At 29.9% G+C, this 23604-nt stretch carries 22 protein-coding genes and 1 pseudogene; 14 read left to right on the top strand and 9 right to left on the bottom strand.

The genetic code is table 11. The features are described from left to right. Positions 1 to 17: 17 nt before the first annotated feature. The 6 genes and pseudogenes from RCG18_RS26485 to RCG18_RS26460 form a co-directional block, all read right to left on the bottom strand. Positions 18 to 863, bottom strand: a complete 846-nt coding sequence (locus tag RCG18_RS26485) for a 4Fe-4S binding protein (protein ID WP_308038953.1) — start codon at positions 861 to 863, stop codon at positions 18 to 20. Then, complete coding sequence (locus tag RCG18_RS26480) at positions 856 to 990, bottom strand: CD1871A family CXXC motif-containing protein (protein ID WP_308038952.1); 135 nt, start codon at positions 988 to 990, stop codon at positions 856 to 858. The genes RCG18_RS26485 and RCG18_RS26480 overlap by 8 nt, the downstream gene beginning before the upstream one ends. Positions 991 to 999: 9 nt before the next feature. Then, positions 1000 to 1569: a redoxin family protein gene (locus RCG18_RS26475; RefSeq protein WP_308038951.1), complete on the bottom strand. Its 570-nt coding sequence runs from the start codon at positions 1567 to 1569 to the stop codon at positions 1000 to 1002. Positions 1570 to 1632: 63 nt separating this feature from the next. Then, a pseudogene (locus tag RCG18_RS26470) lies at positions 1633 to 2399 on the bottom strand (ABC transporter ATP-binding protein). 168 nt (positions 2400 to 2567) lie between these two features. Next, positions 2568 to 3596, bottom strand: a complete 1029-nt coding sequence (locus RCG18_RS26465; protein WP_308038949.1) for a sensor histidine kinase — start codon at positions 3594 to 3596, stop codon at positions 2568 to 2570. Beyond that, positions 3593 to 4267: a response regulator transcription factor gene (locus tag RCG18_RS26460; protein ID WP_308038948.1), complete on the bottom strand. Its 675-nt coding sequence runs from the start codon at positions 4265 to 4267 to the stop codon at positions 3593 to 3595. The genes RCG18_RS26465 and RCG18_RS26460 overlap by 4 nt, the downstream gene beginning before the upstream one ends. A 177-nt stretch (positions 4268 to 4444) precedes the next feature. Between RCG18_RS26460 and RCG18_RS26455 the strand changes: the two genes are divergently transcribed. The 9 genes from RCG18_RS26455 to RCG18_RS26415 all read left to right on the top strand — a co-directional run bounded on the left by RCG18_RS26455 (position 4445) and on the right by RCG18_RS26415 (position 12530). Then, a complete protein-coding gene (locus tag RCG18_RS26455; protein ID WP_308038947.1) occupies positions 4445 to 5152 on the top strand; it encodes an ABC transporter ATP-binding protein in 708 nt (235 codons plus the stop codon). Next, a complete protein-coding gene (locus RCG18_RS26450) occupies positions 5152 to 7515 on the top strand; it encodes an FtsX-like permease family protein (protein ID WP_308038946.1) in 2364 nt (787 codons plus the stop codon). Before RCG18_RS26455 ends, RCG18_RS26450 begins: the two co-directional genes overlap by 1 nt. Before the next feature lie 112 nt (positions 7516 to 7627). Then, a complete protein-coding gene (locus RCG18_RS26445; RefSeq protein WP_308038945.1) occupies positions 7628 to 8863 on the top strand; it encodes an efflux RND transporter periplasmic adaptor subunit in 1236 nt (411 codons plus the stop codon). A gap of 58 nt (positions 8864 to 8921) precedes the next feature. Beyond that, the gene (locus tag RCG18_RS26440; RefSeq protein WP_308038944.1) at positions 8922 to 9398 is read left to right on the top strand and encodes a TetR/AcrR family transcriptional regulator; all 477 of its coding nucleotides are present in this window, start codon (positions 8922 to 8924) and stop codon (positions 9396 to 9398) included. 5 nt (positions 9399 to 9403) lie between these two features. Continuing rightward, positions 9404 to 9556 (top strand): hypothetical protein, encoded by a 153-nt coding sequence (locus RCG18_RS26435; RefSeq protein ID WP_308038943.1) that lies wholly within the window; start codon positions 9404 to 9406, stop codon positions 9554 to 9556. A 216-nt stretch (positions 9557 to 9772) separates the two neighbouring features. After that, the gene (locus RCG18_RS26430) at positions 9773 to 10792 is read left to right on the top strand and encodes an alpha/beta hydrolase (RefSeq protein ID WP_308038942.1); all 1020 of its coding nucleotides are present in this window, start codon (positions 9773 to 9775) and stop codon (positions 10790 to 10792) included. A 205-nt stretch (positions 10793 to 10997) separates the two neighbouring features. Further along, positions 10998 to 11195 carry a helix-turn-helix transcriptional regulator gene (locus RCG18_RS26425; protein WP_211141776.1) on the top strand — a complete coding sequence of 66 codons (198 nt, stop codon included), beginning with the start codon at positions 10998 to 11000 and terminating at the stop codon, positions 11193 to 11195. A 2-nt stretch (positions 11196 to 11197) separates the two neighbouring features. Continuing rightward, entirely contained in the window at positions 11198 to 11638 is a 441-nt protein-coding gene (locus tag RCG18_RS26420) for a hypothetical protein (protein ID WP_308038940.1), read from the top strand. 94 nt (positions 11639 to 11732) lie between these two features. Continuing rightward, a complete protein-coding gene (locus RCG18_RS26415; protein ID WP_308038939.1) occupies positions 11733 to 12530 on the top strand; it encodes a 4Fe-4S binding protein in 798 nt (265 codons plus the stop codon). Between the two features lie 114 nt (positions 12531 to 12644). Here RCG18_RS26415 and RCG18_RS26410 read toward each other — a convergent pair whose 3' ends face one another. Continuing rightward, positions 12645 to 12953: a helix-turn-helix domain-containing protein gene (locus RCG18_RS26410; RefSeq protein ID WP_308038938.1), complete on the bottom strand. Its 309-nt coding sequence runs from the start codon at positions 12951 to 12953 to the stop codon at positions 12645 to 12647. Positions 12954 to 13195: 242 nt separating this feature from the next. Here RCG18_RS26410 and RCG18_RS26405 point away from each other — a divergent pair, with 242 nt between their 5' ends. The 3 genes from RCG18_RS26405 (at position 13196) to RCG18_RS26395 (ending at position 18494) form a co-directional block, all read left to right on the top strand. Next, a complete protein-coding gene (locus tag RCG18_RS26405) occupies positions 13196 to 13831 on the top strand; it encodes an FMN-dependent NADH-azoreductase (RefSeq protein WP_308038937.1) in 636 nt (211 codons plus the stop codon). Positions 13832 to 14290: 459 nt separating this feature from the next. Beyond that, positions 14291 to 16063 carry a PAS domain-containing sensor histidine kinase gene (locus RCG18_RS26400; protein ID WP_308038936.1) on the top strand — a complete coding sequence of 591 codons (1773 nt, stop codon included), beginning with the start codon at positions 14291 to 14293 and terminating at the stop codon, positions 16061 to 16063. Positions 16064 to 16313: 250 nt separating this feature from the next. Continuing rightward, a complete protein-coding gene (locus tag RCG18_RS26395; RefSeq protein WP_308038935.1) occupies positions 16314 to 18494 on the top strand; it encodes a PAS domain S-box protein in 2181 nt (726 codons plus the stop codon). Between the two features lie 29 nt (positions 18495 to 18523). Here the strand turns inward: RCG18_RS26395 and RCG18_RS26390 are convergent, their stop codons facing one another. Continuing rightward, the gene (locus RCG18_RS26390; protein WP_308038934.1) at positions 18524 to 18814 is read right to left on the bottom strand and encodes a hypothetical protein; all 291 of its coding nucleotides are present in this window, start codon (positions 18812 to 18814) and stop codon (positions 18524 to 18526) included. Between the two features lie 242 nt (positions 18815 to 19056). On the opposite strand from RCG18_RS26390, the gene RCG18_RS26385 reads away from it, so the two are divergent. Beyond that, on the top strand, positions 19057 to 19392 hold the full coding sequence (locus RCG18_RS26385) for a cytochrome C biogenesis protein (RefSeq protein ID WP_308038933.1): 336 nt from the start codon (positions 19057 to 19059) through the stop codon (positions 19390 to 19392). A gap of 188 nt (positions 19393 to 19580) precedes the next feature. Continuing rightward, positions 19581 to 20789, top strand: coding sequence for a hypothetical protein (locus RCG18_RS26380; protein WP_308038932.1), 1209 nt, complete (start codon positions 19581 to 19583; stop codon positions 20787 to 20789). A gap of 76 nt (positions 20790 to 20865) precedes the next feature. Here the strand turns inward: RCG18_RS26380 and RCG18_RS26375 are convergent, their stop codons facing one another. Then, positions 20866 to 23415, bottom strand: a complete 2550-nt coding sequence (locus tag RCG18_RS26375) for an ABC transporter substrate binding protein (RefSeq protein WP_308038931.1) — start codon at positions 23413 to 23415, stop codon at positions 20866 to 20868. Positions 23416 to 23604: the final 189 nt, after the last annotated feature.

Here is a 23604-nt window from a genome sequence, read left to right as displayed (position 1 = left end):
TTAATAAGCAATTTTCATTACTTTGTATCTTTCATACTTATTAATGTCTTTATAGCGCCTTGTGAACAGGCAGATTTACATTCACCACATCTTATACACTCCAAACTGTTTGGTTTTTTATAAACCTCTATATCCATTTTGCACTTCTTAGTACAAGCACCACAACTTGTACATTTATCTTTATCTATTTTTAATCTATAAATACTTATAGGATTGAAAATAGAATATATGGCTCCAAGGGGACATATAAATCTACAGAAGGGCCTAAAGATGATTATAGATAGAATTATTGTGATTATAAGTAGGGTTAATTTCCAAGCAAACAAAAATCCTACAGCGGATCTTAAAGAGGTATCTAGTAAAGTAAGAGGTATCCCTCCTTCAAGAGTTCCAGCAGGGCATATATACTTACAGAAGGTTGGACTACCCATGCCTACATCATTTACCCAGAACATAGGAAGTAAAATTACAAATACTAAAAGTATTATATACTTTAGGTATTTTAGTTTTTCAAATCTTTTACTGACCTTAAATTTAGGGGAAGGTATTTTGTTTAGCAACTCCTGTATTAATCCAAAGGGGCACAGCCATCCACATATAAATCTTCCCATAGTTACTCCCATTAGAGTTAAAAATCCAACTATGTAAAAGGAAAACTTATACTTTATGTCTGATATAACTGCCTGAAGAGAACCAATAGGACAAGCACCAAAGGCTCCAGGACAGGAATAGCAATTAAGCCCAGGGACACATATGCTTTTTAATTTTCCACTGTAAATGCTGCCCTCTAAAAATCCCTTAAAGTATCCATTAGTACTTATAAGCGTTATTATTTGAACTAATTTTCTCTTTATTTTATCCAATTCCTATGCACTCCAAACAAATATTTATAGCTTTTATTAATACCTTCTGAACTTCTCCTCTATATATCCCGGCGCCTATAAACAGTATACTTACTGTAAATAAGAGAGTTCTAATTCTGTACTTCATATTCCACACCTACTTAATTTGCTGAAGATTTCTTTTAATTATTTTTTTGTATTCCTCTTTGCTCTTTGAACCTACTACAGTTTCTAGGATCTCTCCCTTACTGTTTACAAATACTGAAACCGGAACAGCTTTAGTTTTGCTAACAAAATCATTTTTAAACTTTTCATCTGGTATTAAATTTACAAAGTCTGTCTTTGTCTTTTTTAATATTTGTAATGCTTGTACCTCATTTGTATCTCCATCAGCAACAATACCTACTAAATTAAAACCTTGTGATTTGTACTCCGTATATAATTCTTGAAGTGTTGGCATCTCTTCTACACATGGGCCGCAGAAGGTTCCCCATATGTTTATCATAGTAACCTTTTTGTCTTTAAATATGTCATTTGTAACTTCTTTGTCGTCTATATCCTTAACCTTAAATTGAGGCATAACCTTCAAACCTGCAAAAGTGCCTTTTTGAGATTGCTCAACTTGAGTTGAACTGTTGACCTTTGAAGTCTTGTTCTCCTTTGAACCACAGGCTGCTAAACTTAAACTCATAACTACTAATAGTGTAGAAATAATTACTTTCTTCATTTATATACACCTCCATATCAACTTATTTATGACATCTGAAATAAAATAACAAGTGAAAGATGCCTATATTATATCGTTGTTTTTACCGCCAATAGCAGCCAACATATCTAATATTTTTGGAAAAATTCTCTGCGTGAGTTATTTCCTTTTACAAGTTCAGCAAATATTTTACCGTCTTTTATAAAGAGTATTCTTTGACAGTAGCTTGCTGCAAAGGCATCGTGAGTTACCATCATTATGGTAGCTTCATTGTTTTTATTTAAATCAGTAAGGCATTGAAGCAGTTCCTGAGAAGATTTTGAATCTAAAGCTCCTGTAGGTTCATCTGCCAGTATCAATGTAGGTTCAGTTATTATAGCCCTAGCAGCAGCAGCTCTCTGTTTTTGTCCACCAGATACCTCGTGAGGATATTTATTTAATATCTCAGATATTCCAAGGATTTCTGCTATTTTAATTACTTTTTTATCTATTAAAGTAGTCTTTATTCTTGAAAGAGTTAAAGGAAGTATTATATTTTCCTTTAAAGTTAGGGTATCTAATAAGTTAAAATCCTGGAATATGAATCCGAGCTTATTTCTTCTAAAGGAAGATAACTTATCTTCATTCATAGCTACTATATTTTCTCCGCCTATATTAATAGCTCCAGAAGTAGGCTTATCTATGGTTGATATTACATTTAAAAGAGTGGTTTTCCCTGCTCCGGAAGGACCCATTATACCTACAAACTCTCCTTCTTTTATCTGCAAATCGATATTGTCAAGTGCAGTATATACATTACCTTTTGAACCATATATTTTTCTAAGATTTTTGACATCTACAACAGTATTCATTTTATTGCCTCCTAGTATTTGCTTATTTAAACCTATATAAAAATAAGGTTAAAACTCATTTAACTAAGTTTGTAACCTTATTTTACATAAAGGCAGTGGCATTATCCATTTTTTTAACTTACAAAGTAAATATTAAAGCTTACATTTTTGTAACATTGAAGCAAGGTCTTAATTTAGCTTAAAATAATCTATAAGTTTAGGAAAGTGAAGTTTAACCTTAGTATACTTGCCATATACTGATTCTATAGTTATATCATGTCCTAGTTTTATAGCTAACTTTTTGGATAAATATAGCCCCATGCCTGTAGACTTGTATTCTTTTCTGCCATTGTATCCTGTAAAGCCCTTGTTAAACACTCTATCAAGGTCCTCTTCTTTTATACCTACACCGTTATCTTCTATAATCAATACCTTTTCTTTACTGTTCGTTTCAGTATTTATTGTTATTTTCCCTTTTTCATTAGTGTATTTTAAAGAGTTAGATAAAATTTGGTCTATTATGAACAGTATCCATTTTTTATCTGTGCACACATTCACATCTAAGTTTAACAATTCTATGCTTATTTTTTTATTTATAAAAGCTTTAGCATTCTTTTTAATCAGTTCTTTTATTATCTTCTCAATATTGTTTTCATTTACAAAGTAATCCTTTGAGAAATCATCTATTTTTGAATAGTAGAGAGCCTGTTCTATGCAGCTCTCTATTTTGTCTATTTCTTCTTCTATGCTGTTTAAAGTCTCATCCTTAGATTTATTCCAGCTGTTTTCGATTATAAGTCTGCTCACTGCAATAGGAGTTTTTACTTCATGTACCCAGGAATCTATAAACTCTGAACTCTCGCTTTTTTCTTGATATAATTTATCAAGTTTTTGCTGCTGTTCTCTGTAAATACTCATTACAATTTCACTCCATAAAGCCTGCTCATAGTTTTTAGCTTTAGGTAGGCTAGTTAGAATATCTTCTTTTCTATTCTTTGCTATATAGTTTATGGTGCTATAATATTTTTTCATAGGAAAGTAATCTAATAAAAAGTATAATAAGAGCAAAGTCAATCCTATAGCATTGATATATAGTATATTTCCAAGCCGTATTTTTACCAACCCATCTAAGTAAACCACAGCAGATATAAAGCTCATCAGTAATACATAAAAAATAATAAATTTTATTTTATCTATTAAATATTCCTTTAAACTCATTGTATTATATATCCCTGTCCTTTCTTAGTCTGAATAAAATCTGTTAGCCCCATATCACTTAATTTTTTTCTAAGTCTATTTATATTTACAGTTAGAGTGTTATCATCTACAAAGCTTTCATCTTCCCAAAGAACTTTCATTATCTTATCTCTACTAACTACTTCATTATTGTTTTTCATAAGTGTGTATAAGATTTTAAATTCATTTTTGGTGAGGTCTATCTTTTCGTCGTTATACATAAGGTTGCAATCTTTGAGATTAAGTATGGCGCTCTTATACTCTAGTACATTTGATTCTATATTTGAATAAGAATAAGTTCTTCTTAAAATAGCAGTTATCTTGGCTATTAGTACATCTAGTGAAAAAGGTTTTTGAATAAAGTCATCTGCGCCCATATTTATTGCCATTATTATGTCCATATTAGTATTTCTTGAAGATATAAAAACTATAGGTACTCTGGAGACTTCCCTTATCTTGTTGCACCAATAAAATCCATCAAAACAGGGGAGATTTATATCCATTAGAACTAGATCAGGCTCATATTTTACAAAGGTATGAAATACTTCGTTGAAGTCTTCTACTGCTATGGCATCAAAGTTCCACTTTTTTATGTTTTCTATCATTATTTCTCTTATCTTATGATCATCTTCTACTATCATAATTTTAAACATTTTATCACCTCTAATTTAGTTTCGTTATGAATTGAGACATCCTTAAATTATAAAACTTTAGAACATTAAATTAAAGAAAAATTATTATATTTCTCTATTGACTACATGGTCAAAAAGGAGCATAATAATATCAAGTTGACCAAATGGTCAAGGAAAATGGATATGAGGTGATTAAAAATGAAAGATCCTATTGTTGTAGTAAAAGATGTTGTAAAAGAATATACTATGGGAGAAATAATCGTAAAGGCTTCCGATGGAATGAATTTTGAAATCCTCAGAGGGGAATTTGTAGTAGTACTTGGACCAAGTGGTTCTGGTAAAAGTACAGTTCTAAATATAATTGGTGGAATGGACAGACCTACCTCAGGAGAGGTCTATGTGGATGGAAAAGATATAACTAGATATTCTGATAATCAACTTACTATGTACAGGCGAAAAAATATAGGATTTGTATTTCAATTTTATAACCTTATGGCAAACCTTACAGCACTTGAAAATGTGGAACTGGTTAAATCACTTAGTGATGATCCTTTAGACCCCGAGGATATTATTAAAGAGGTAGGATTAAGTGAAAGATCATCAAATTTCCCAGCACAACTCTCAGGAGGAGAACAACAGAGAGTAGCTATTGCGAGAGCTCTTGTAAAGAATCCATTACTGCTTTTATGTGATGAACCTACAGGAGCTTTAGATTATAATACCGGAAAATTGGTTTTAAAGCTTTTATGCGACATTAATAAAAGTATGAATAAGACAATAATAGTTATTACACACAATGCTGCTATTGCAGCTATGGCTGACAGGGTCATTAGAGTTAGAAGCGGTGCTGTTGAGTCTGTAACTGTTAATGAGAGTCCTGAGCCACCTGAAAGGATTGAGTGGTAATGAATATTTTATTCAGGAATTTACTTAGAGATATAAGAAAATCAAAGGGACAGTTTGTCTCTATATTAGTTATTGTTATTTTAGGAGTTACTTTTTACACATCAATAAATTCTATGTTTAGAAATCTTTCTAATTCAAGTGCAAAGTACTACGAAGATTATAAATTAGCAGATCTTTGGGTAGATCTTTATAAGGCACCTACAGGTATAAAAGAAAAGGTAGAAGAGCTACCCTATGTAAAAGCAGCTACAGGAAGAATTGTTAAAGATGCTAGCATAAATATTTCAGGCGAAAATGCAACTTTGAGATTTATAACTCTTCCGGAGGTAAAAAAAGATATAGTAAATGATATAGTAATAAAATCTGGTAGATATTTTTCAGAAGGAGATAGCAATCAATGCCTTGTAGATCAGGATTTTTTCAAGGCAAATGATTTAAAATTAGGAGATTATATATATCCAATCATTAATGGAGATAAGGTTAAGTTAAAGGTTGTAGCTTCGGTAAAAAGTCCTGAATATGTATATACTTTGAAGGATGCAAGCGAACTAATGCCTGATAACAAAAAATTTGGGATAATATATATCAAACAATCCTTCGGTGAAGCAATTTTTGATTTTAAGGGATCTATAAATAATATTTCTATTCAACTTTCTAGTGGTAGCGATGTTAAAAATGTAAAGGATGATATAAAGAAGACTCTAAAAAATTATGGAGTAAAAAGTGTTATTGATAGAGACGAACAGACAAGTACTATGATGCTAACTCAAGAAATAAAAAAGTTGCAATCTATGGGAGGTACGTTCCCTATCATATTTCTTATGGTTGCTTCAGTTATTATCTATATTATGATGGGAAGAATGGTTGAAAATCAAAGAGTGCAGATTGGAGTATTGAAGGCTTTAGGATTTACTAATATACAAGTACTTACCTATTATATGTGTTATTCTGCACTTATTGCAGTTATCGGAAGTTTAATAGGCTATATACTAGGAACTTATATGGGAGTGGGATTTACTAAACTTATTAATCAGTATTTTAACTTACCTCTTGAAGGTGCGAAAATTTACGGGGAACTTGTACTTCCAGCGTCCATACTAACTCTATTTTTCTGTTTATTTGCAGGGTACCATTCTTGTAAAGTTATCTTTAAAATTATGCCTAGTGAAGCTATGAGAGAAAAATCACCGGAAATTGGTAAAAAAATAATTATTGAAAAAGTGAAAGTAATATGGAGAAATATTGGGTACCTATGGAAGATTATATTAAGAAACTTATTTAGATATAAAAAACGAGCTTTATTGACATCCTTAGGAATTATATTTTCTTCAGCTATACTTTTGATAGCTCTAAGCATGAAAGATTCTATTGATTTTATGATAAGTCAGCAATATGGAAGTATTCAGAACTATGATATAAAAGTTAACTTCTCTAAATTAATAAGTATAGAAGAATTAAATAAGATTAAGAATATTTCTCATGTAAAAGCAATAGAACCGGTTCTTGAGACCGGAGTTGAAATATCAAATGGCTGGAGAAGCAAGGATGTAGGATTTACTGCGCTTGTAAAAAATCCTGAAATGTATAAAGTTGAAGATAAAAGTGGGGAAGCTATAAGTCTTCCAATAAATGGCATACTTATATCTGAAAAACTCGCAAATACATTAGGTGTAAAACCAAATGACAGTGTAAATATAAAATTTTTCTACCCAGGGAAAGAGAAGAAAGAGGTAGCTGTTAAGGGCATTGTGGTTCAGTATTTAGGCTTAAGTACTTACGTTTCCATGGATAGCATAAACAGTATGCTAGGGGAAGGTAGGGTGGCCAATTCAGCTGTGATAAAGCTGGATAACAGTGCTTTTGAAAATGAAGTTAAAAGTAAGCTAAGAGATATGGCTGCAGTAAATTCTGTAGAATCAAAGACAGATGCTCTTAATGCTCTGTTGAAAAATATGGGAGCAATGAAATCCTCTATAGGAGTATTGGTTATGCTTGCAGCAGTTCTTCTTATTGCTGTTGTATATAACATTGCTACTATAAATATTTTTGAAAGACAGAGAGAATTGGCTACTATAAAGGTATTAGGATTTAAAGATAATGAAATTAAAAAGTTAATCTTCAATGAAAATTATATTATTACTGTATTGGGAATAGTTGTAGGATTGCCATTAGGAAGATGGCTTGGAGCAGTTATTATGTCTGCAAGTAGTACAGATTCCTATAGTTTTCCTTATGTAGTTGAATTTAAGACTTATATTATTACAACAGCGCTTACACTTATATTTACTGTTATAACTAATTTTATTTTAATGAAAAAAATCAAATCCATTGATATGATAGAAGTTTTAAAGAATAAAGAATAGGCAAATAGAAAGGAAACTTTAAAATCAGCTATGTCTCAAAATAAGTTATCTAACTAGAACAATCTGAAGTTTGTAGTTTAATTCTATATTTTTTAGAGGAGATGTAAATTATATGAGAAGAAGAAAGCTATTTTGGATAGTTACCCCAATGATAGTATGTACGGTTAGTGCATTAGTGTATGTAAAGCTTCAAAATGGACAGACTGTAGATACTACAGCTGTATCAAAAGGTGAAATTAAACAGTACATTGAAGATACTGCCACAGTTCAAAGTAATAAAAAACAAACCGCTTATATTGATGCTTCAGGAAAGATAACTAGCATTAAGGTTAATGTAGGTGATGCCGTAAAAAAAGGTGATATACTGTTAATTATGGATAAAGGGGACTTAGAGCTAAAGCTTCAAGATGCAAATGCAAAGATTGAGGCTGCCAAGGCTCAGCTGCAGGGCGCTGATATTGCAAATAGCGTAAATAAAATAGAAGTTGCACAAGCAGCTGTAGACCAGGCTAAAGTCACTTATGATGCTGCATCTAGAAATTTAAATAATGCAAAGACGCTTTATGGTTCTGGAAGTATAAGCAAACAGGAACTGAATAATGCTGAAGATGCATATAAAACTGCTGAAGCCGCTTTAAAATCAGCAAATTTCCAATTGGAGGATATCAAAGGTGGTACTCCTGATTATGTGAAAAATCAATATGAATCTCAGGTTAAACAAGCGGTTATTTTAAGGGATACCATCAATAGAGAAATTGAAAAACAGCAGGTTGCTTCATCAGTTGATGGAGTCATTCTTGAAAAGCTTATAAATGAGAATGCATCGGTAACTGCAGGTACAGCGGCATTTTTAGTAGCAGACACTAAAAGTTTAGAACTTGAAGCAAATATATTGTCTGATGACATCTATAAGGTTAAAATAGGTAATGAGGTTCAAGTAAGTGGAAAACCTATAGGAAATTCAACTATTATAGGTAAGATTACAAAAATAGCACCGGAAGCAAAGAATATAACCTCATCTTTAGGGGTAAACCAAAAGAGGGTACCAGTAACTATTGAAATAAAGGATGAAGCAGGATTATTAAAACCAGGTTATGATTTAGATATAAAAGTGATAACAGAGGTTAAAAAGGATGCCTTAGTAGTACCGGATACATCTGTATTTGATTATAAAGGAAGTTCCTGTGTATTTGTTGTGGACAACGGCAAAGCTGTCATAAGACAAATAAAAAAAGGGATAGAAAGTGAAAAATCAATTGAAGTAATAGAAGGACTGAAACCAGGAGAAAGGATATTAGTTAAACTTGATAACAATATAAAAGAAGGAATGAAAATTAGAAACAAATAAAGTGAAAGCTATTTCATATAGGATATTTAGCTAAGGAATAAAGTGGGAGAGATTATAATTGATTGATAGATTCGAAAGCTTACCAGAGGAAAAAAAGAACAGAATATTGGATGCTTGTATTGAAGAATTCGCTTTGAAGGGATATGATAAAGCATCTACAAATTCTATAGTAAAAAAAGCAGATATTTCTAAAGGTATATTATTTCATTACTTTGGAAATAAGAAAAATCTGTTTCTTTATGTGTTTGACTACTGTATGGATCATTTAATAAATAGATACTATGCTGTGAAAAAAGAAGAGCCAAAGGATATTTTTGAAAGGATTATGTGGATTAGTATAATAAAGATAAAAATAACCCAAGAAGAACCTCTTAAAAATAGATTGGTCTTTTCAGCAATTTCAAATATGCCGGAATCGTTAAAACAAGAGATTACGGAAAGATATAATAAGTACTATGTGAAGCATATGCCCGAATTTTTTGGAGATATAGATACATCAAAATTCAAAAAGGAATTGATCCTAAAAAGGCTATAGAGCTGATGATGATGTGTATGGATGGTATTTCTAAAAAGTATCTTGAAAAATATAAAAATAGACCTATAGATGAAGTTTTTAATGATGTAGAGAATATCATTAAAGAGTTTAATGAATATATTGACATTTTAAAATTTGGAATGTATCGTGAGACTTAGGAGAAATAAAATCCCCCTAACCTGCTATAAATAAATTGTATTTGCAGGCTAGGGGGATTAAATATTGTCGTAAAATAATTGCATTATATAAATGTAAATAATAACTGATTTTGGCATTAGTAAAAGAAAAAAATAAAATATTGAAGGAAATGTTATTTAAATGTGGAATATTACTGTAGGTAAATAATATATAACGTAGAAGGGAGAGAAACATTGATGAAAAAAGTTTTTACTTATATTTTTACAATGCTGTTGACTTTCGGTCTTATGATAATACCTTGTAAAGCTGAAAGTGCAGTTAAACAAAAGTATGTTGATTACAAGGGGGTGAAAATATACACTGAATCTTATAACTATTCTCCAAAAGAAAAAGAAGCTATTATATTTTTGCATGGTTTAGGAGGAAGTTATGCTCACGGTAAGTTTTTATATGATCAAAGCAATCCATACATGACAATAACAATGGATTATTTAGATCATGGTAATAGTGGACATGTTCCTACAATGTCATGGGATAAACAGCTAGAGTCAATAAAAGCTGTGTTAGATGCATATGGCATTAAGAAAGCTCACGTTGTTGGACATTCCTTTGGAGCTGATACCGCTATGATGTTTGCAAAAAAATATCCTGAGAGAGTAAAGGATGTTATATTATTAGACAGAGCATATTATAATTACAAAGATTATGAAAAATTTAATCTTACAAAAAGTGTTTTAAGTACTCTCGAGTATGATCCTCAATCTGGGTTATCCCATGATGAGTTCTTACAATACATGGATATGCTTTGGAATAATGATATCACTAAAACATGGAATTTAAATAGAAATGTATTACTGATTGGTGGAAGTGCTAACAACTTTTTAGCGGATCCTGCCACAGGATCTCCATCACTAGCAGGTATTATAGCCATGATTAAGCAAAATCCATCAGAGTTTGGAATTGATCCGGAAGCTGCTAAATTACTTCCTGATATGACAGAAGATAATGTTCTAGATATATATAATTTTTTGAGAACAAAAGTTTCTAAATTCGATAGTGTTAACAAGAGATTTTGCTCAATACAAACTTCCTATGCTCATGGAGATATGGTTAGAAATGCAGATGCAATGAACGCTATGAGAGAATACGTTATTGATTATCTAACAAGTGAAAATAAACATATAAATAAACATGAAGAAAAAAATAATAAAAAACAAGAAAAAGATTCAGTATACCAATTCAACTATTTTCACTAAACTTGCTAAAATAGAATAGATTAGTATAATTTTTACTCAAAAATAGCTAAAATTATTATAAAAAATCTCTGTAAATTTACAGGGATTTTTTTATATATAAATATTTTTATATATATTTAGTAAAGTAAGCTTTACATTTTTAAAGCATTAGAATATAATGATAATGTAAAGTTGACTTTACATTATTTTGTGAGGTGATTTTTTAGTGAAAAACGTAATAAGAGAACTTCGAGAAAAAAATGGATATACACAGGATGAACTTGCTTTAGCAGCAGGAGTATCAAGACAAACAATAATATCTCTTGAAAAAGGAAAGTATAATCCATCAATACAGCTTGCCTTTAAACTCTCAAAAATATTCAATATGCCTATAGAAAATATATTTATTTATGAGGAGGAATAATTATGAAAACTAGTAAATTAGGAGCTGATTTCATTGGATTTATTAGAGCAACAATAATTGGTTTAATAGGCTCAGTAATTTATCTATACTCAAGTTATCAAGGAATAACTGGAGAAGGAATGAAACTTGCTAAAGCACTCTCATTAATGTTTATAATAATTGGTATTAGCGGTATGATTTTAACTAAACTATTTGAAAAACACCCTATAAAAAGTATTGGAGTAGTAAATAAAGATGATGAGATGCTGAAACTGATTAGATATAGAGCAGCCTACACTACTTTTGAAATCACTGTATCTACTATAATAATTTTTACTATATTAACAGCAGCAGAAGTTATAAAATTAAATATGCCTATATACATGATAGGCATTATATTTGTAGTTACAATGGAAATCATCAATATAATTTTTATAACTATCTATAGCAATAGAATGATGTAAATAGTATTATTACAAAACTAGAAAAGAGTGCTTGAAAAGATAAGGTTTAAAGTCTATTCTATTATTATATAGTAAAATATGTGGGGGAATGGAAATGCATGATATTAAAGAGATAATTAATCAGGCAGGAGAATTTATAACAAATACTGGCTACAATAAAATAAAAGAACTAAATGGAATTGAACTATTTGATGCGCCAATTATAGGAGTTGCTGCTGCTGACGATCCATTGTTTTTAAAGTTAAAAGACAAAGAGGCTATAGGCGATGGTCATATGACGCCCCTAGAATGGATGCCACAGGCAAAAGCAGTTATATCATATTTCCTGCCTTTTACTGAAGCTGTGAGAAAGGCAAATCGTGAAAATAAGGATTTACCAGCAATAGAATGGTTGTATGGAAGAATTGAAGGGGAGATAGTTAATAAAGAACTTGCTAAGTTTTTAGCAGAAAAAATAGCTGACATAGGAGGAGAAGCGATTATTCCGGCATTAGATTCTCGTTTTGTGTCTGGGAACTATAAAAGCAATTGGTCTGAAAGGCATGTAGCCTTTATATCAGGTCTAGGTACCTTTGGATTAAGTAAGTCAATAATAACAGAAAAAGGAGCTGCAGGCAGATTAGGAAGTATAATCGTTAGTATACCTTTTGAAGCCACTGAAAGAAAATATGAAGGTGTTTATGATTATTGTAGTCAATGTGGTGCTTGTATTAATAGATGTCCTGCACAAGCAATTGACAAATCAGGGAAAAAACATGAGCCCTGCGATGATTTTCTTGCTAATGTCACTAAGAAGCGTTTTGCACCACGTTATGGCTGTGGGAAATGCCAAACAGCAGTACCTTGTGAATATAGAATTCCGGTAACAAGAAAAGAAGGTCATAAAGAATAATCGGACTAGAGCAGAAATTTCCAGAAGCAATATAAAAATTGAAGTTTTATTTAGTGAATAAATTTGTGAAAATTAAGAAAGCTTCCCCTAGAATAATAGAGGAAGCTTTCTATTTTATGCCCATTTTTCAGCCCATTTTTGAATTTCGTCCATAGATTTTTCTAGGTCTCTTCCTTTTTCAGTTAGTTCGTATTCAATACGTACTGGCATTTCTGGATAAACATTACGAGTAATAATGCCCTGCTCTTCTAATTCTTTAAACCTTTCTGTAAGCATACGAGCACTAAGGTTAGGTATTATTTCTTGAATATCAGAAAATCTCTTAGCTCCATTTAATAAGGATCGTATGATTAATCCAGTCCATCTTTTCCCTAGTAATTCAAAAGCAGATTCAAACCTAGGACATAAATGAAATTTTTCCATGTATATCAACTCCTATAATTATTTTATCATATTTACTTGACAAAAGTAAGTGACTTATTGTACTATAGTTGCATAAAGTAACTAAGTTTTAATAAATTATTTAGTTTTATAAAGTATATATATATATTATTGTCACTTTGTGTAAAAATTATTATTTGGTTTATTCTATATTTAAGAAGAAGAGTGAAAAGATGTTAAAATTTATAAAAAATATATTTAAAAATGAAAAGGAGAATGTAAAAATGTCAAAAGTATTATATATTACAGCAAATCCAAAGTCTAAGGAATATTCATATAGCTTATCAGTAGGAAGTGCTTTTATAGATGCTTATAAGAATGCTAATCCTAATGATGAAATAATACCTGTAGATTTATATAAGATGGAGATTCCGCTAATTGATGAAGTTGTTTTTAGTGCATGGGATAAGTTTGGAAAAGGACTTTCTTTTGAAAATTTAACACCAGAGGAACAAAGTAAGATAGCAGCTATGAACTATATACTAGAGCAATTTATATCTGCTGATAAATATGTCTTTGTAACACCATTCTGGAATTTTACAGTGCCACCAAAGATGAAAGCTTATATAGATAATATTTGTATTGCAGGCAAGACTTTTAAGTATACTGACAATGGTCCAGTAGGACTTTTAACTGATAAGAAAGCCGTTCACATTCAGGCGAGAGGGGGAGTATACTCTAGTGGCCCTGCTGCCGATTTAGAGATGGGAGACAAATATATAAATACAATATTAAATTTTATCGGAATAAATGATAAAGAATCTATTATCGTAGAAGGGGTAAATGCAATGCCTGATAAGGCAGAGGAAATTAAAGCAAGTGCTGTAGCTAAAGCTAAGGAAGTAGCAAAAAGATTTTAATTGAAAATAATGCTAGGAGCTATAATCTAACTCCTAGCATTATTTTTATATGTTAACTGCTTTATTTAAACCTCGCTCAACTTTATCCGATGACTACCCGCTCTAATACTCCCCCTTCTCAAAGTGGGAGTAAAGAGCGGATACGTCCCTGGATAACGATTTCTTGGCATCAGATGGAGTTAAAACTCCATCTGATGCTTAGAACTCTGTTTATTAAATGAAGACATGGTTATCAAATTCTTTCCCAAAATGTCTCAGTTCTATTTGTATAATAGAGGAATATTTATTGTCAAAAAATTTAAAAAGTATGAGAATATTGTAATTGAAAAAATATCATATTTAGTAATAAATTTAAAATAATAATAAAAATATGAAAGAATGAAGGATAAGTAACAATTTTGTAGAATATATAATCTAACTATTTTACATATTACAATATGTTGAATGGAGGATTAATGTATGGAGAATACTGAAATTGGTATTGAGGTTATCAGTTCAAAAGAATCTAGTGAACTAGATAGGATTATATCTTCTTTTGCAGAGAAAAATAGGCTATATATAAAGATATGGGACCAATTACTTGAAGCTGTTATAATTCATAATAGCGATAGAATAATTTTTGTAAATAAGAGTGGATTAAGATTATTAAGAATTACAGCATTGGATGACATAGTAAATGAAAATCTCTCTGATTTTATAAGTTATAATAATATGAATATAGGGATAGAATATTATTTTAATGATTTTACAATTAGTTATCCTCAATCTTTGGCTAGAGATATAGGTAAAAAAGCCAATAAAAAAGCGCTTAATGTGAAAATAAAAACTGAATATATAAACATCTCAGAAGATAACTTTCTTATAACTTTCCTCTATGAAAATACTAACAATAATATTCAACTAAAAGATGGTAAGCAGCAAAATATATATCAAAAAAATTCAATTCATAAAAAATTAGATTCTAGATTTGATCTTTCTATTAATGTATTAGATATAGCAAACATAAATAACAAGCTTAAAAAATTTAGCACTTTATTTGAAGTTACTAAAGACATAATACTTTTCGTAAATTCTCATGGTAAAATTATTGAGGCAAATAATTCAGCATTAAAGTCATATGGATATGACAGGGAGGAATTATTTTCTAAGAAAATTCAAGATTTGAGAGCAACAAATACGATAAAGTTGATTAAGGAGCAAATGACAATTGCAAAAAATGGTGGAGTTTGTTTTGAAACAATACATAAGCATAAAGATGGGCATGAGTTTACTGTTGAAGTTAGTTCTATAGGAGTTGAAATAAATGGAGAAAAGGTTTTATGTAGCATAATAAGAGATATTTCTAGTAGAAAAAAGCTGGAATTAGAATTAGATAAAAGCAGTGAAAAATTATATAAATTACAAGAATATGAAAAGAAAAAATTTGAATCAATTGCTAATATATCTCATGAATTTAGAACTCCATTGAATGTAATACTTTCAGCTATTCAACTACTGAGTATTTATTCTAACAATAACTGTTCGATAGAAAAATATGAGGAAAAGGTTAAGTACAATCTAGCTATTATGAAGCAGAATAGCAGAAGGCTTTTAAAATTAATTAATAATATTATTGACATAACAAATATAGAGGGAAACATGTGCAAATTAAATTTGGGGCATTATGATATTGTTAGAGAAATTGAGAATCTAACGTTATTTGTAGCAGATTATGCAAAAAATAAAGGGATAGAAGTCACATTTGATACTGATGAAGAAGAAAAAATAGTTGTTTGTGATATACAAAAAATTGAAAAAGTTATATTTAATCTATTGTCTAATGCGATTAAGTTTACTAAGCAAGGAGGATTAATAGAAGTAACTGTAAATTGTAGTAATAGTGACGTGACTGTATCGATTAATGATAATGGACAAGGAATTGATGATGACGATTTTGATAGAATATTTGATAGATTTTCATCAGTAAATAAATATTTTACAAGAAACAGCGAGGGATGCGGTTTGGGTTTGTTTTTGACTAAATCTCTAGTAGAGTTGCATGGCGGAAACATAAGCGTTAAAAGTTCTATAGGTAAAGGAAGTAAATTCACCTTTAATATTCCTTTAATAGCTTCCAAGGAAAATAAAGAAAATATTAATTATAAATTTGTCTCTAGAGATGTTGATGAGATATTGGAAAATTTAAATATAGAGTTCTCTGATATTTATGATATTTTTAGTGTAAACATATAGGATTCCCAAAGGCATTAATATTAAGATAGTTGTGAATCAAAATTAAATATAATTTATTAATTAATAAATAAAAAGTCTAGAGCTTAGACTTTTTTATTTTCCATCTACTTTGAATTGAATTATGTGTAATTTATTGTAAAAAGATAACGAAGTATTTCAAGAAAATCCAAAAATTGATATAATACAGATAATATTCCGTCATATATATACTATTATGGTAAGCTGAGTATAATATAAGGGTGTGGGAAAAGTGGGTATAAAATTTATTCAATGTATTAAGAAAAAGTATAAAATTAAAATGAAAAATAATTATAAGGAAGGCTCTTATGAAAGCTTATTTAAAAATATAAATAGTTCTATTGCAATATATCAGGTAAATAGTGACGAAACTAAAGTTACCATTAAAGATTTTAATTCTTTTGCTGAAAAGTTGACAGGTTTAAAGAAACAAGAAGTTATAAACAAAAATATAATTGAAGTTTTTCCTAATTTAAAAAATAGTTATTTTTATGATTCACTTTTTAGAGTATACAAAACAGGAGTAAGTGAAAAAACCCCTTTTTATTATTATAGTGATGATAGAGTTAGTATGTGGAAAGAAAACTATCTATTTAAAATTTCTTCTAATGAAGTTGCTTCCGTATTTAATGATGTTAAAGAAACAATTGAACTGGATGAAAAGCTGCATAACTATATGATTCTGTATGAAAACACAAAAGATATAATATTATTTATAGAGAGTAATGGTAATATTATAGAAGCAAATGACTCGGCCATTAAGTTCTATGGTTATGATAAAAAGGAACTGCTTTCAAAAAATATAAAAGATATCAGGGTTACAGAAAGTATGTATATATTGCATCATCAAATGAAGAAAGCAGAAAAAGAAAGTATAGTTTTTAATGCAATACATAAACGAAAAGATGGAAGCGTATTTCCCGTAGAGGTAAGTTCAGTAGGTACTAAGATTAAAAACAGAAGTATTTTATGCAGCATAATACGAGACGTTTCAGAGAGAGAAAAGGCTGTAGCCGATTTAAAACAAAGTGAAGAGCGATACAGATTATTGTTTGAAAATGCTAACGATCTTGTTTATACAAGGAAGTTAGATGGAAAAATTATTACGACAAATAATGCCTGTGAGAGAATATTAGGATATAGTAAGGACAAGTTTCTTGAAATGAATATTTATGATATCGTTGATGAAGAATATCATAAATATATAAATAATATAGTCAAGGAAAATAGTGAAGAGAATGGCATTACCAGTAATTTGATTATAAAATTTAAACAAGCGGATAGCAAAGCTATATTTTTAGAATTAAGTCAAAGTGTCCTATACAAAAACAGTGAACTAATAGAAGTTCAAGTTATTGCTAGAGACATTACAGAACGTAAGGTGTTAGAAGAAGAAATAAAATATTTAAGTTTACATGATAAATTAACCGGTCTTTATAATCGTGCTTTCTTTGAAAATGAAATTCATACACTTATAGATGAGGACAATTTTCCATTAAGTATAATCATGGCTGATGTAAATGGACTAAAACTTGTTAATGATGCATTTGGGCATCAAGAAGGCGATAGATTATTAAAGGCTGTTAGCGACATTTTAAAACAAAGCGTGGATAATAATTCGTATATTATACGTTTAGGTGGAGATGAGTTTATCGTTTTATCAACTAAGTCTTCTAAAACTTTAACAAGAGATATTATATATAAAATTAAAAAAGGTAATATAGAAGATTATAATCTGCCTATTAGACCAAGTATTTCATTAGGTTATAGCATTATGGATAATAGGACGAAAAATATAGACGACATCATAAAAGAAGCAGAAAATATGATGTATACAAACAAGCTAACGGAAAGTAGAAGTTTTAGAAGCTCTGTGATCATATCATTGCAAGAAACTATGTATGAAAATACTCCAGAGTCTGCAGCACACTGTAATAGGATGAAGGAATTGGCTATTATATTTGGTAAAAGCTTAGGTTTTACTGATGAAAAAATAAATGAGTTGTCACTATTAGCACTGCTACATGATATAGGTAAAATTACAATACCTAAAAGTATACTTGAAAAGCCAGGAAATTTAACTAAGGATGAATGGAAAGTAATAGTAGATCACTGTAAGATTGGATATAATATAGCAAATTCTATACCAGATTTGAGAAGCATTGCAAATTTAATATTAAGTCATCATGAAAGATGGGATGGACAAGGATACCCTCAAGGTTTGAAGCAAAATGAGATTCCATTGTTATCAAGAATAGTTGCAGTTTTAGATGCATATGATATTATGACTAATGATAGCCCCTATAAAAAAGCAATTACTAGGGAAGAAGCAATATTAGAGTTAAATAGGGGAGCAGGAAGCCAATTTGACTCTGAAATTCTAGAAAAGTTTAAAAATATTCTGAGGCTTTAGTAGTTGCTAAAGCCTCAATATCGCATGTCTTATTTAAAATCCTCAGGATTTAAACCATTTATATAATCTAAAACTTCATCCAATGATCTAGAAGTGAATAATGCATCTGTGCCGCCACCATGATAATAAACTGCAAAACAATCGTTTTTAAAATAGAAAACGTGATAGCTTCTATTACCAACCTGTCTATTACCTAAACTAAGTTCTTCATCTCGAACTATTCCATTTAATATTTTATGACTATCATCTACAGTTACACCTCTAACACCTTGAAATTGAGCAAAACGTGGGTAAAAAACAAATTCTTTCATTGTATCCATCTACCAGTTCCCCCTTCACTTAGTTTATTAGTTAATATTAACATGGAATATATAGAAAGACAAATATTAAATAAGATTATTAGCAATATTTTTAATAGTTAAAAATCCTTTACTATACTTTTTAAGTCCATTATAATTCTGTAATATAATTTTTAGATCTTATAATAATTTTTAACAGATTACACAATTTAATTATAGTTAACTTATCTATATGATTCGAATATTTAATGGAGGAATGCAAAATGGAATTTAATTTTTTTAAAGTGGAAACTTTTATACCGGAGGAATATCTAAAAAATTTAAGAAAAAGTCTAAATGATATTGGAGCGCTTACTATAGGTGGAAACTATGATAACTGTATGGCTGTTTCTAAAGTGACAGGCTCATGGAGACCGCTGAAAGGAGCCGATCCTTTTAAAGGTGAGATCGGAGAAATTTGTTATGCAGAAGAGTGTAAGGTTGAATTTTGTTGTAGCAAAGAAGTATTGATAAAAACAGTGGATGCTATAAAAGAAGCTCATCCTTATGAAGTACCTATAATAAATGTTATTCCAATTATAAATCCATATGAATTATAAAATTATTTTAATCCTTCACTTAACATTTAAATATAAAGTAAAATAAACAACTTTTTGCATTAATTACTACAACTTAATAGTATATTCAATTTAATAATATATTCACTTTTTTCTTGATGACTTGTTTATTATTAACAGTTATAATATAACATATAGAATAAGTTTTATATTTATAGGGTGGTTTAGTGATGGATATTGCAGGAATATTAGATGAAATAAATAAAATAAGTGATGAGGTTAAGGATAAAATTGCTCCCGTGGAAGTATTGAAGAGATTTAATGGAGGAAGGTCTGGAGCAGGAGTATATATGGTTGAATACGGAGATGATAACAGGGTAGGAATATTAAAAATAACAAGCAGCAATGAAGCAGAAGTTTTTCAGAAAGCATATGACTTAGCTGTACAAAATAATATGCATAAGTATATTGCTAAGCTTATAGCAAACTACGAAATAAAAAGTGAAACGCAGCCTACTATACATGCTAATCTATATGATTTAGCCGGTGATGATATATATAAAAGCGAAACATTTTTGGACAAGGTTATTAATGAAGACGATCTTAAAGATAGCATAATTTCAAAAATGACTAAGTTTTTGTTTATCTGGAATAAAGAACATGCAAAGAAGTACATGTCTCCTAAAGATATAATTAAAAATGAACTTTCCTATAGATATATGGATACTAAGTACGAGCAGGCTTTCAAATCAATAGGAGTAGATAAATATACAAAGTGGATATCTCTAGATGGAACAGATATATTACTGCCTAACCCATATTACTATTTTAATAACGAAGATGTTTGGAATGGTTTAAAAGTAACTTGCCTTACAGCTTGTGCCCATGGAGATTTTCAAGGAGACAACATAATCATTACTGAAAATAAGCCAATTATAATTGATTTCTGTGATTTGATTGAGGAATGCAATGTTTTTCATGATTTAAGATACCTTGAATCTATTACTTTAGGAGATTATCTAGAGATTGATAAAGAATGCAGTAGGGAGTTATGGAGCAAAGTTTGCGAAAGTCTAAGTGAAGGAATTACAGAAGTAGAAATTCCACAAGGAAGAGGAATGAGTTTACTTAGGCAGCTTATGCCTAAGCTTAGAGAAAATGTTAAATTAGTTGTTTCAGATAGCAGAAATAGTTTATATAATCCTTCGTTTTACTTAGCAGGAGTTGCCTCAGGATTAATTAATCTAAGAAAATATACAGATACAAATAAGAGAAAGGCAGCATTCATATATGCAGCATATAATCTAAAAATGTTTCTTAAGGATGAGGCAGTTAATATGTATAAACCAAAACTAGATTCTTGTATGATTCTAAATTGGAAGGTAGAAAAAATGGAAAATACCTTTGTTGTACTGCAGCCAATTAGTTTAAGAGTTTGAGGATAATAGTGCAGATAAATCAGACCCAATGAAAGTGTAGATGGTTTTAGTTTTTAAATCCATCTACACTTTTAAATTACATTAAATCACTCAAATTCTCAATATGATCAGCTGGTATAGGTCTGCTAAATAGATATCCCTGAACCATTTCACAATCTAGGGATTGAAGTATCTGGAACTGATCTTCCCATTCCACACCTTCAGCAATTACATTTAAGTTCATCTTATGGGCTAGTTGAATTATACCATCTGCTATTTCTTTATCTCCACTATTTAAATGAATTGAATCAATAAAAGACTTGTCTATCTTAAGATTATTTATTGGAAGTATTCTTAGATAATTTAAAGAAGAATAGCCTGTCCCAAAATCATCTAAAGATATATTAATTCCTAATCTTTTTAATTCATTTAAGATTGTTATATTATAATCCAAGCACTGCATAAGCACACTTTCTGTAATTTCAATTTCTAAAAGTTTTGGTGGAAGATTACTATCAATTAAAGCGCTTTTTACTATATGAATAAATCTTGGGTGCTGAAGTTGAACGATAGAAACATTTACAGCTATGACTCCTAAATTATAACCAAAGTCGAGCCATTGTTTCGCTTGCTTACAAGCGGTTTTCAGTACCCACTGGCCAATTGGTACTATTAAAGAAGTTTCCTCTGCAATAGGAATGAATTCTGCTGGAGAAACAAAACCAAAATCATTGCTTTTCCATCTCAATAGAGCCTCCATTCCCTTGATTTTTTTTGTTTTACAGTCAATTTGAGGTTGGTAGTATAATTGAAATTCATTTTTAATTATAGCATCTCTTAGTCCTTTTTCAATTTGAGACTTCTTTAGAACTTCGTTAAACATTTCTATGTCATAAAACTCATATCTATTTCGACCTAAATCCTTTGCTCTATACATTGCTGTATCCGCATTTTTTAAAATCGAATTAGAATCAAGTCCGTCATTAGGATATAATGAAATTCCTATGCTAACTGTTGTGAAAATTTGTTTTCCATCTATTTCAAAATGATTTCTAAAATTATTTATTATTTTTTTACAAGTATTTATAATAGGCTTTTTATTCTCTACATTTTTCATAAGAACTAAAAACTCATCTCCGCCCAATCTATAAAGGATGTGACTCTTATCGATAATAGTTTCTAATCTGTCTGCTACAACTTTAAGCAGTCTATCACCATAGTGGTGCCCTAAGGTATCATTGACTCTTTTAAAGTTATCAAGATCTATAAAAAGAACGGCTCCTTTTTCTCCAGTTTTATTAGAATAATCGATTGCTTTGTCTAATTCGCCTACAAAGGAAATTTTATTAGGAAGAGAAGTTAGGTTATCATAATAAGCTAAATGCTTATATCTTTCTTCACTTAATCTCAAAAATTCTTCACTTTCCTGGAGTTCACCATATTGAGCCCTAAGCTCTTCTTCTGTAGCTGCGAGCTCTTCATATACAGCACTTAATTCTTCGAAATTTTCTTGAAGTTTTCTTTCGCTTTCTTTTCTTCTCTTAACATTTATAAAAAGTATAATTATAAATGTAGACAATATAATAAGTATACTGATTACTGTCCAAACTAGCTTTTTATAGGTTTCATAAAAAGAAAAATTTTTATTTATTATTGCACTCCCATCTGGAAGCTTATTTGTATCAATTTTTAAGTTTTTTAACTCATTATAATCAAAGGTATAACTACTCACGCTTTTTGATAATATAGGTATATTTTCTACTTTTTCACCATTTAATATTTTAAGTGCCATTCCAGCAGCAGCTCTACCGTGCTCTGTAGAATTAAGTACTTTACCACCTAATAGGCCATTTCCTAGAGCAAAATCCCAGCATATGTAGTTGGCTACCTTTATATGTTTACTAATTAAAGGGCCTATATTTTCGTAGTTAATAAATTCCCCCTCATTATTTTTAAGCTGACCTATATGGAGAACTGCAGTGTTATCACCAAATTTTTTTACAGTTTTATCTAATGTCTCAATATTTATATCACGATAAAAATAAAAGCTAACATCTAATCTCATACGTTTTATGATATCTTTAGTATCTTCTTCATTTAACTTTCCTGTAGACGTAGAATCACAGACTACTATTATATTCTTAATATTAGGTTGAAGTCTTATCATTGACTTAATAGTTGGCTCTATATCAATTGTTTCAGCTATACCAGTATAATTTTTATGCCCATTTAACATTGATTGGCTAAAATCATTTACTCCACAGAACACAACAGGTATATTGGGGAATAAGCTATCTCCATATTTAACTAGAAAATTTAATGCATCGTTATCTGAACAAATTATGGCATCAAACTTAGTATCTGCATATTTTATTTCACATAGATTCTTAAGGCTTTCAATATAGGTACTGTTATTAACTTTTTTTGTATCCATATAAGTAGATTGTAGATCAATTTTATCTACATCACCTAATACAGATCTGATTCCAGCAGAAATATTACTTGTCCATTTAAAATCTTCTGAGTATGAGTGAAGAATTAAAACCTTTTTATGAGATTCTGCTTTTACATAGGTATTTATATTTAAAATAACATATAGTGCAAAACTAATTATTATGCTAACTTTTTTAATTAAAGTTTTGCTCATAGATATCGCCCTCCAATTTTGTCTATTTAAGCTATTACAATTTATATTATAGTGCTGATGAAAATCAACTTGTCTAGTATGCTATTTATAAAATGCTGCAATATATCTTAAATATAGCACATTTTTATATTTACATGTTACCACTTGTGTGAAGTTTTGGAAATACAATGATACTACTTCTTTTTCAAT

Source organism: Clostridium sp. OS1-26 (assembly GCF_030915445.1).
Taxonomy (GTDB): domain Bacteria; phylum Bacillota; class Clostridia; order Clostridiales; family Clostridiaceae; genus Clostridium_AM.
This window is presented reverse-complemented; position numbering and strand designations above follow the sequence as displayed.

What these genes read in the sequence shown, in the direction of transcription:
- RCG18_RS26480 (WP_308038952.1), bottom strand. Translation starts at nt 990, where the DNA reads ATGAAGTACAGAATTAGAACTCTCTTATTTACAGTAAGTATACTGTTT.
- RCG18_RS26475 (WP_308038951.1), bottom strand. Translation starts at nt 1,569, where the DNA reads ATGAAGAAAGTAATTATTTCTACACTATTAGTAGTTATGAGTTTAAGT.
- RCG18_RS26465 (WP_308038949.1), bottom strand. Translation starts at nt 3,596, where the DNA reads ATGAGTTTAAAGGAATATTTAATAGATAAAATAAAATTTATTATTTTT.
- RCG18_RS26460 (WP_308038948.1), bottom strand. Translation starts at nt 4,267, where the DNA reads ATGTTTAAAATTATGATAGTAGAAGATGATCATAAGATAAGAGAAATA.
- RCG18_RS26455 (WP_308038947.1), top strand. Translation starts at nt 4,445, where the DNA reads ATGAAAGATCCTATTGTTGTAGTAAAAGATGTTGTAAAAGAATATACT.
- RCG18_RS26450 (WP_308038946.1), top strand. Translation starts at nt 5,152, where the DNA reads ATGAATATTTTATTCAGGAATTTACTTAGAGATATAAGAAAATCAAAG.
- RCG18_RS26445 (WP_308038945.1), top strand. Translation starts at nt 7,628, where the DNA reads ATGAGAAGAAGAAAGCTATTTTGGATAGTTACCCCAATGATAGTATGT.
- RCG18_RS26435 (WP_308038943.1), top strand. Translation starts at nt 9,404, where the DNA reads ATGATGATGTGTATGGATGGTATTTCTAAAAAGTATCTTGAAAAATAT.
- RCG18_RS26430 (WP_308038942.1), top strand. Translation starts at nt 9,773, where the DNA reads ATGAAAAAAGTTTTTACTTATATTTTTACAATGCTGTTGACTTTCGGT.
- RCG18_RS26420 (WP_308038940.1), top strand. Translation starts at nt 11,198, where the DNA reads ATGAAAACTAGTAAATTAGGAGCTGATTTCATTGGATTTATTAGAGCA.
- RCG18_RS26415 (WP_308038939.1), top strand. Translation starts at nt 11,733, where the DNA reads ATGCATGATATTAAAGAGATAATTAATCAGGCAGGAGAATTTATAACA.
- RCG18_RS26410 (WP_308038938.1), bottom strand. Translation starts at nt 12,953, where the DNA reads ATGGAAAAATTTCATTTATGTCCTAGGTTTGAATCTGCTTTTGAATTA.
- RCG18_RS26405 (WP_308038937.1), top strand. Translation starts at nt 13,196, where the DNA reads ATGTCAAAAGTATTATATATTACAGCAAATCCAAAGTCTAAGGAATAT.
- RCG18_RS26400 (WP_308038936.1), top strand. Translation starts at nt 14,291, where the DNA reads ATGGAGAATACTGAAATTGGTATTGAGGTTATCAGTTCAAAAGAATCT.
- RCG18_RS26390 (WP_308038934.1), bottom strand. Translation starts at nt 18,814, where the DNA reads ATGGATACAATGAAAGAATTTGTTTTTTACCCACGTTTTGCTCAATTT.
- RCG18_RS26385 (WP_308038933.1), top strand. Translation starts at nt 19,057, where the DNA reads ATGGAATTTAATTTTTTTAAAGTGGAAACTTTTATACCGGAGGAATAT.
- RCG18_RS26380 (WP_308038932.1), top strand. Translation starts at nt 19,581, where the DNA reads ATGGATATTGCAGGAATATTAGATGAAATAAATAAAATAAGTGATGAG.
- RCG18_RS26375 (WP_308038931.1), bottom strand. Translation starts at nt 23,415, where the DNA reads ATGAGCAAAACTTTAATTAAAAAAGTTAGCATAATAATTAGTTTTGCA.